Annotated in this window: 6 protein-coding genes; all 6 read left to right on the plus strand. The window is 60.1% G+C overall.

Translation table 11 applies throughout. From position 1 onward, the window contains the following. Positions 1–11: 11 nt before the first annotated feature. The 6 genes from cphA to rfbA all read left to right on the plus strand — a co-directional run bounded on the left by cphA (position 12) and on the right by rfbA (position 8,070). On the plus strand, positions 12–2,813 hold the full coding sequence (gene cphA, locus ACR0CE_RS18525; RefSeq protein WP_480833417.1) for a cyanophycin synthetase: 2,802 nt from the start codon (positions 12–14) through the stop codon (positions 2,811–2,813). Positions 2,814–2,827: 14 nt separating this feature from the next. Beyond that, positions 2,828–4,573, plus strand: coding sequence for a Mur ligase family protein (locus ACR0CE_RS18530; protein ID WP_480833418.1), 1,746 nt, complete (start codon positions 2,828–2,830; stop codon positions 4,571–4,573). A gap of 142 nt (positions 4,574–4,715) precedes the next feature. Further along, positions 4,716–5,273, plus strand: coding sequence for a dTDP-4-dehydrorhamnose 3,5-epimerase (gene rfbC, locus ACR0CE_RS18535; protein ID WP_480488984.1), 558 nt, complete (start codon positions 4,716–4,718; stop codon positions 5,271–5,273). A gap of 3 nt (positions 5,274–5,276) precedes the next feature. Further along, complete coding sequence (rfbB, locus tag ACR0CE_RS18540) at positions 5,277–6,320, plus strand: dTDP-glucose 4,6-dehydratase (RefSeq protein WP_480539954.1); 1,044 nt, start codon at positions 5,277–5,279, stop codon at positions 6,318–6,320. Beyond that, positions 6,317–7,183, plus strand: a complete 867-nt coding sequence (gene rfbD / locus ACR0CE_RS18545; protein WP_480539956.1) for a dTDP-4-dehydrorhamnose reductase — start codon at positions 6,317–6,319, stop codon at positions 7,181–7,183. The genes rfbB and rfbD overlap by 4 nt, the downstream gene beginning before the upstream one ends. Next, the gene (rfbA, locus tag ACR0CE_RS18550; protein WP_480833419.1) at positions 7,180–8,070 is read left to right on the plus strand and encodes a glucose-1-phosphate thymidylyltransferase RfbA; all 891 of its coding nucleotides are present in this window, start codon (positions 7,180–7,182) and stop codon (positions 8,068–8,070) included. The genes rfbD and rfbA overlap by 4 nt, the downstream gene beginning before the upstream one ends. The last annotated feature ends 85 nt before the right edge of the window (positions 8,071–8,155 follow it).

Below are 8,155 nucleotides of genomic sequence, written 5' to 3' on the forward strand. Positions count from 1 at the left end.
CGGGGAGCCTCATGAAAATAATCTCGACCAATGTCTTTGTCGGCCCGAATGTCTGGGCAAGTTTTCCGGTCATTCGCCACGTCATCGATCTGGGTGTTCTGGAAGAGTGGCCCTCGGCAAAAATTGGTTCCGAGTTTATTGACGCCTTGATCAAGGCGCTTCCCGGTCTGGCGGAACACGGCTGTTCCTATCGCGAACCCGGCGGCTTCATCCGCCGCCTGCGCGAGGATGAAGGCACCTGGCTGGGACATGTGCTGGAACATTGCGCCATCGAAGTTCAGAACGTGGCCGGGTCCGACGTGACCTTTGGACGTACGCGCGGCACGGGTGAGCCGGGCCAGTACAATATGGTCTATGAATACCGCCAGCGCGACGTCGGTCTGGATGCGGGCAATCTGGCGATGCGGTTACTGATGCACCTGCTGCCGCAATCCCTGAAAGATCAGGTGGATTACGAATTCGACCCGGACTTCAACTGGGATGAAGAACTGCGCAGCTTTGTGCTGCGGGCGCAACGCAAGGAATTTGGCCCATCGACCGGATCGCTGGTCAAGGCGGCGCAGGAACGCGACATTCCGTGGATCAGGCTGAATTCCGGCTCGCTTGTGCAATTTGGACACGGCAAGTTTCAGAAACGCATTCAGGCGACAATTACGTCCGAGACCAAGCATATCTCGGTCGAGATATCCTGTGACAAGGAAGACACCCATAATCTGCTGAACGATCTTGGCCTGCCGGTTCCGCAGCAGCGCATGGTCTATTCGGCCCGCGAGGCCGTACGCGCGGCAGCCCGGATCGGATTTCCCGTGGTGGTCAAACCGTTGGACGCCAACCATGGGCGCGGCGTTTCGATCAATCTGAATTCCGATGCCGAGGTCGAGGCGGGTTTTGCCGAGGCCAAGGAGCATTCGCGCAGCCGCGCCATTCTGGTGGAGAGCTTCATCACCGGCTTTGATCACCGGATGCTGGTCGTGAACGACAAGCTGGTTGCGGTGGCCAAACGCGTCCCCGGCCATGTAATAGGCGACGGAACCCATACGATTGCCGAACTGGTCGACATCGTGAACCAGGACCCACGCCGGGGCATCGGGCACGAAAAAGTGCTGACCAGGCTCGAGTTGGACAATCAGGCTAACCGCCTGATGGAGAATGCGGGCGTGACGGAAGACACTGTCCTGCCCGAGGGTGAGGTTTTCTATCTGCGCTCGACCGCGAACCTGTCAACCGGTGGCACCGCCATCGACCTGACCGACGTGGTGCATCCTGACAACCGCGACATGGCCGAACGCGCCATCATGGCCGTCGGGCTGGATGTGGGCGGTGTCGATTTCCTGATCGACGATATCACCAAGTCCTACAAGGATATCGGTGGCGCGATTGTCGAAGTAAACGCCGCCCCCGGTTTCCGGATGCATGTGGCCCCGTCCGAAGGTCAGCCGCGCGATGTGGCGGGCAAGGTCATCGATATGCTGTTCCCCGCCAATGAACAGACCCGCATCCCGATTGCGGCCATCACCGGCACCAACGGCAAGACGACCACGTCGCGGATGCTGGGTCATATCATGAAAACCAGCGGCAAGATCGTTGGCATGACCTCGACTGACGGCGTCTATGTGGATGGCAAGCTGAGCGTCAAGGGGGATATGACCGGCCCGAAATCGGCGCAGATCGTCCTGCGTGATCCGATGGTCGATTTTGCGGTGATGGAAACCGCGCGGGGCGGGCTGGTGCGCTCGGGTCTGGGCTATCAACGCTCGAACGTGGCGGCCTGTCTGAACGTCTCGGCAGATCATCTGGGTCTGGGCGGGATCAACACGGTCGAGGAGCTGGCCGTCGTCAAACGGGTGGTGGTGGAAAGCGCGACCGATACGGCCGTGCTGAACGCAGACGACATTAATTGTCTGAAGATGGCCGATTACGCCGGGGCGGATCAGATCTTCTATGTCACGACCAACCCCGGCCACAGTCTGGTCAAGGAACATATCAAGACTGGGGGCAAGGCCATCGTGCTGGAAAAAGGCATGAATGGCGACATGCTGACCATCTATGACAAAGGGCTTCACATCCCCGTTCTGTGGTCGCATCTGATCCCTGCCACGCTTGAGGGCAAGGCGATCTTCAACGTGCAAAACGCCATGGTCGCGGCGGCAATGGCCTATAGCTTTGGGGTCGATCTGGACAATATCCGGCATGGTCTGCGCACTTTTGACACCAGTTATTTCCAGGCGCCGGGGCGGATGAATGTCTATGATGAACATCCCTTCAAGGTGATCCTTGATTACGGCCACAACCCGGCCGCGCTGAAGGCGATGGCCGCTTTGGCCGATCAGTTGGAGGTCAAGGGCCGCAGGCTGTGCGTTGTTGCGATGCCCGGCGACCGGCGCGATGAAGACATTGTTGATGGGGCCGCAGCGCTGGCCGGGCATTTTGACCACTTCATCTGCAAGGCCGATGACCGCCGCCGGGGTCGCGGGCATGACGAAGTGCCGCAAATGATGCGGCAGGCCCTGATCGATTGCGGGACGCCGGATGAGGCAATCTCGATCATCCCGGATGAGGTTGAGGCCGTGACCACAGCGCTGGAGATGGCGGCACCGGGCGATCTGCTGGTGATCTTCGGAGATGACACCACACGCTGCTGGAAACAGATCATCTACTTCAATTCCGATGGCGAAACCTCTGAAACCGAGGCGACACCCAAAACCAGCCCCGCCGACACCACGTTCGAGGACATGTTCGACAGCGATCAGAACCTGATCCGGGACGAACGCGGCGTAAGACTGGCGCGTGAAATCAGCGAAGACGCGGATTGAGCGGAGGTACCGGAATGGACCGGATCGAAGAGCTTGAAACCGCGCTGACCATCGAAAGCGCGACCGCTGATCATATTCAGGTGGATGACGCGCGGCGACTGACCGGCCCCGGCCTGTTATGGGATCACCCCGGCGCGGTGATGGATGTGTTTTTCACTGTTATCGACCCCGCGCAGGTCATTGCAGTGTGGGAAAAACATGCCCGGTGCGTTCTGGATGCGCTTGGCTGGCAGGATCAGGCGCTGACCCACCGTACCTTTACCGGCGGTGTCAATCTGGCAATCTCGGCACCGATGGATCAGCTTTATTCCGCGATCTTTGCGGCGCAGACCGCCTGGCATTTCTGTGCGGCAGAGTTGCTGGAGGCCACGCCGGGCGATTTTGATCAGATGATCCGGGACGTCAAAGGCGTCATGGCGAAGGAGGCCAATCCTGCGCTGATCGCCCTGATCGCGGCCGCCGAGGCGCATGGTTTGGATATCCTGTGCGACGATGACGAGATTTCCATCGGGCATGGCACCGGCAGTCAAGTCTGGCCTGTCAACGCACTGCCCGCCCCGGATAACGTTGACTGGCCCTCCCTTCACAACATCCCCGTCGCCTTCATCACCGGAACCAATGGCAAGACCACCACGACCCGGTTGCTGGAGGCCATCGCCCGCGCATCGGGCAAGGTCGCGGGGCTGACCTCGACCGAGTTTGTGCGCGTGGGTGATGATATTCTGGATCGCGGCGACTATTCCGGCCCCGGCGGAGGGCGGATGTTGCTGCGCGACAAGCGGCTTGAAATCGGCTGCCTTGAAGTGGCCCGTGGGGGTATCCTGCGTCGCGGCCTGCCGACGCGTGCGGCCATGGCCGCCACTGTCACCAACGTGGCGAACGATCATCTGGGGCAATACGGCGTCAACACGGTGCCCGAGCTGGCTCAGGCGAAATTCGCCGTGCACCGGACACTGACCAAGGGCGGCGTTCTGGCCCTGAATGCCGATGATCCTTTTGTCCGTGCCGAGGCCGAAAACACGGCGGCAAATATCTGGTGGTTTTCGCTGGATGCCGGGAATGATCTGATCCGTCGGGCGCGGGACGCGGGAACATGCTGCGCTTATGTCTCGCAGGGCAATATCGTCTTTTTCGACGGCCGGTCCGAGCAGGCGGTAATTGCCGTGTCCGACGTGCCCCTGACCATGGGCGGGGTCGCGAAATACAACATCCTGAACGCTCTGGCGGCTATGTGCCTTGCGCTGGCTTTGAAACTGCCGCTTGAAGCGGTGCGGCATGGGTTGGCCGGATTCAAACCGGATGCCAAGGACAATCCGGGTCGCTGCAACGAATTTCAGCACAACGGCGCTCAGGTTTTCGTGGATTTCGCGCATAATCCGCATTCGATTTCTGCCGTGTGCGATGCGTTGTCGGCCCTGCCGGCAAAACGGCGGTTCATCATGCTCAGCCATGCGGGAGACCGCTCGGACCAGGACATTCGCGACGTCACCGCAACCGCCTTGAATTTCCAACCCGACGTGGTCGTTGCTGCTGAACTGGAAGGGTATCTACGGGGCCGCGCTTTGGGAGAGATACCGGACCTGATTGAAAAGTCGGCTCTGGAACAAGGGTATGACAAGACCCAGATCCAAAGGGCCGCATCCCCGTCCGAGGCTGCCGCGATGATCCTGAAACAGGTGGAACCGGGCGATCTAGCACTGCTGCTGGTTCTGTCGGAACGCGACGCCGTGCTTGAGATGCTGGACCAGCAGGTGACGTAGTGGGGTGAGGGAGCAGGAAGGCAGCGAGCCGCCATCTCCGGCTGCGGTCATCTAAGCAGCAAATTGCGCAACACCCTTGCATTGAAACCCAGCCTGACAATACTCGCCCAACACAGGCAACAGGTTGTTGAGGTTAGGTGTTATGGAGATTGAGCAGACGGGGTTGTCGGGTGTGTTGGTTATTCGCCCGCAGCGGCATGGGGATTTGCGCGGGTTTTTTTCCGAAAGCTGGAACAAGGCGCGGCTGGAGGAGGCTGGGGTTGTGTTGCCGGAATTTGTGCAGGACAACCATTCGCTGTCGTCCGCGGTGGGGACATTGCGCGGCCTGCATTTTCAGGCGCCTCCGCATGCGCAGGGCAAATTGGTGCGCGCGGGCCGGGGCGCGCTTTATGATGTCGCCGTCGATATCCGCAAGGGATCGCCAACTTATGGGCAATCTTTCGGCATCGAGCTCAGCTTTGAGAACGGGCGGCAGCTTTGGGTGCCGGCGGGATTTGCCCATGGTTTTGTGACGTTAGAGCCCGACACCGAAATCTGCTACAAATGCACCAGCTCTTACAATGCGGATGCCGATGGGGGTGTGCGCTGGGACAGCTGTGGTATTGATTGGCCCTTGCAGGGGAACCCAGTGCTGAGCGACAAGGACAGGATTGCGCCTGCGCTGGCCGATTTTGACAGCCCGTTTGTTTACGAAGGATAGAATATGAAACTGTTGGTGACAGGTGGTGCGGGTTTCATCGGGTCCGCGGTCGTGCGGCGTGCCATTGCGGACGGACATCAGGTCGTGAACCTTGATGCGCTGACCTATGCGGCCTGCCTCGACAATGTTGCCGAGGTTGCAGAGAACCCGAACTATGCCTTTGTTCACGCAGATATCCGCGACCCTGCGGCCCTGAAGGCGGTGTTTGCCGAGCATGCGCCTGATGCGGTGATGCACCTGGCGGCGGAATCCCATGTTGACCGGTCCATCGACGGGCCGGGGGCTTTCATCGAAACCAATGTCCTGGGCACATACAACATGCTGGAGGCGGCGCGCAGCTATTGGGCCGGACAAGGAAAACCGGACACTTTCAGGTTCCACCATATCTCGACCGATGAAGTCTTTGGCAGCCTGGGCCCCACCGGCCAGTTCACCGAGGATACCCCCTATGATCCGCGGTCACCCTATTCCGCGTCGAAAGCCTCCAGCGATCATCTGGTCCGGGCCTGGCACGAGACCTATGGCCTGCCGGTGGTGCTGACCAACTGTTCGAACAATTACGGGCCCTATCATTTCCCTGAAAAGCTGATCCCTGTTGTGATCCTGAACGCAATCGCGGGCAAGGCGCTGCCGATCTATGGCGACGGCTCGAATGTCCGCGACTGGCTGTATGTCGAGGATCACGCCGACGCACTTTTGCTGGTGGTGCAAAAGGGGACTGTCGGCCGGTCCTATAACATCGGTGGCGAGAACGAGCGCAGCAACCTGGAACTGGTGCAGACGCTGTGCGCGATCCTGGACGACCTGCGCCCGAAACCGCAGGGGGTCTATGCGGACCAGATCACCTTTGTCACAGACCGCCCCGGGCATGATGCGCGTTACGCCATCGATCCCTCGCGGATGCGCAGCGAAATGAACTGGCGCCCGTCCGTGACGGTAGAGGAAGGTCTGCGCAGAACGGTTGAATGGTACCTGAACAATGAAGACTGGTGGCGGTCTTTACAGAACCGGTCCGGTGTTGGCGAACGGCTGGGGGTCAGCGCGTGAAACTTCTGGTCTTCGGGGCGACCGGTCAGCTGGGCCGGGAACTGACCCGGTGTGGCGGGGATATCTCGGTTGAAGCGCTTGGGCGCGACAAGGCGGATTTTGCCGATCCTGAAGGGTGCGCGGCCCTGGTTCGCAACACCGACGCGGATGCGGTGATCAACGCCGCCGCATATACCGCCGTCGACAAGGCCGAAGCGGAGGAAGACCTTGCCCTGCTGATCAACGGAACCACGCCCACGGCGCTGGCCAAAGCTGCGGCCGGGCGCGGATTGCCGTTTGTTCAGGTCTCGACAGATTATGTGTTTGACGGGGCGGGCACGGCCCCGTTCTTACCCAACCACGCGACCGGCCCGCTGGGCGCCTATGGGCGCACCAAGCTGGCGGGTGAGGCCGGTGTGATTGCGGCGGGCGGACCCCATGCCATCATACGAACCTCTTGGGTGGTGTCGTCACATGGACATAACTTCGTCAAAACCATGCTGCGCCTCGGCAAAGAGCGTGACCACCTGACGATCGTCGCAGACCAGATTGGCGGTCCAACCCCGGCATCGGCACTGGCCGGGGCCTGTATCGGCGCGGCCCGTGCCCTTTTGACAAACCCGGATGAAAAGACCGGAATTTACCATTGCAGCGGTGGCCCTGATGTCAGCTGGGCCGATTTTGCGCGCGAGATCTTCGATCAGGCCGGTATTGACTGCAATGTCGAAGACATCCCGTCCAGCGCATACCCGACCCCCGCGAAACGCCCCCTGAACAGCCGCCTGGACTGCACGACACTGACAACGGAACTGGGCGTGCCCCGTCCGGATTGGAAGGCGGGCCTGCATAGCATACTTGAAGACCTTGGAGAGCTCGGCACATGACGACCCGGAACGGCAAGAAACGCAAAGGTATCATTCTGGCAGGCGGGTCAGGCACCCGTCTTTATCCGATCACGATGGGCGTCTCGAAACAGCTTTTGCCCATCTATGACAAGCCGATGATCTATTACCCCCTTTCGGTGCTGATGCTGGCCGGGATCCGCGACATCGCGATGATCACGACGCCGCAGGATCAGGAGCAGTTTCAGCGCCTGTTGGGTGATGGAGGCCAATGGGGCCTGTCCCTGACCTGGATTGTTCAACCTTCTCCTGACGGGTTGGCGCAAGCCTATATTCTGGCGGAAGATTTTCTGGATGGTGCCCCCTCGGCCATGGTGCTGGGCGACAACATCTTCTTTGGGCACGGCCTGCCCGAGATCCTGCAATCGGCAGACGCCAAAGAGACCGGAGGCACTGTCTTCGGCTATCGGGTCGCTGATCCCGAACGCTACGGGGTCGTGGCCTATGACGAGGCTGGCGCCGTCACCCAGATTGTCGAGAAACCCCAAGTGCCGCCATCGAACTACGCCGTCACCGGGCTGTATTTTCTGGACGGCTCTGCCCCTGAACGGGCCCGCGCCGTAAAACCGTCTGCACGCGGCGAGCTTGAGATTGTCACCTTGCTTGAAATGTACCTTGAGGCCGGGTTGCTCAGCGTCAACCGCATGGGGCGCGGTTATGCCTGGCTGGATACCGGAACCCATGCAAGCCTGCTGGACGCCGGAAACTTTGTGCGTACGCTTCAGGACAGGCAAGGCCTGCAAACCGGATCACCTGACGAAATCGCCCATACGCTGGGCTGGATCAGCGACCAGGACCTCGAAGCCCGCGCCCAAAGATTCGGCAAAAACGACTACGGCGAATACCTCAAGAACCTGCTGAACCATTAGCCGTTCAATTGCGGTATTGGCTTGATTGAGTTTTTTGGTTTTGGTTGCGGGTTTGGTGGTGAGGTCTTATTTAGCGTGTTTGGAT

It is taken from the genome of Ruegeria sp. L11, assembly GCF_056531755.1.

What these genes read in the sequence shown, in the direction of transcription:
- cphA (WP_480833417.1), top strand. Translation starts at nt 12, where the DNA reads ATGAAAATAATCTCGACCAATGTCTTTGTCGGCCCGAATGTCTGGGCA.
- ACR0CE_RS18530 (WP_480833418.1), top strand. Translation starts at nt 2,828, where the DNA reads ATGGACCGGATCGAAGAGCTTGAAACCGCGCTGACCATCGAAAGCGCG.
- rfbC (WP_480488984.1), top strand. Translation starts at nt 4,716, where the DNA reads ATGGAGATTGAGCAGACGGGGTTGTCGGGTGTGTTGGTTATTCGCCCG.
- rfbB (WP_480539954.1), top strand. Translation starts at nt 5,277, where the DNA reads ATGAAACTGTTGGTGACAGGTGGTGCGGGTTTCATCGGGTCCGCGGTC.
- rfbA (WP_480833419.1), top strand. Translation starts at nt 7,180, where the DNA reads ATGACGACCCGGAACGGCAAGAAACGCAAAGGTATCATTCTGGCAGGC.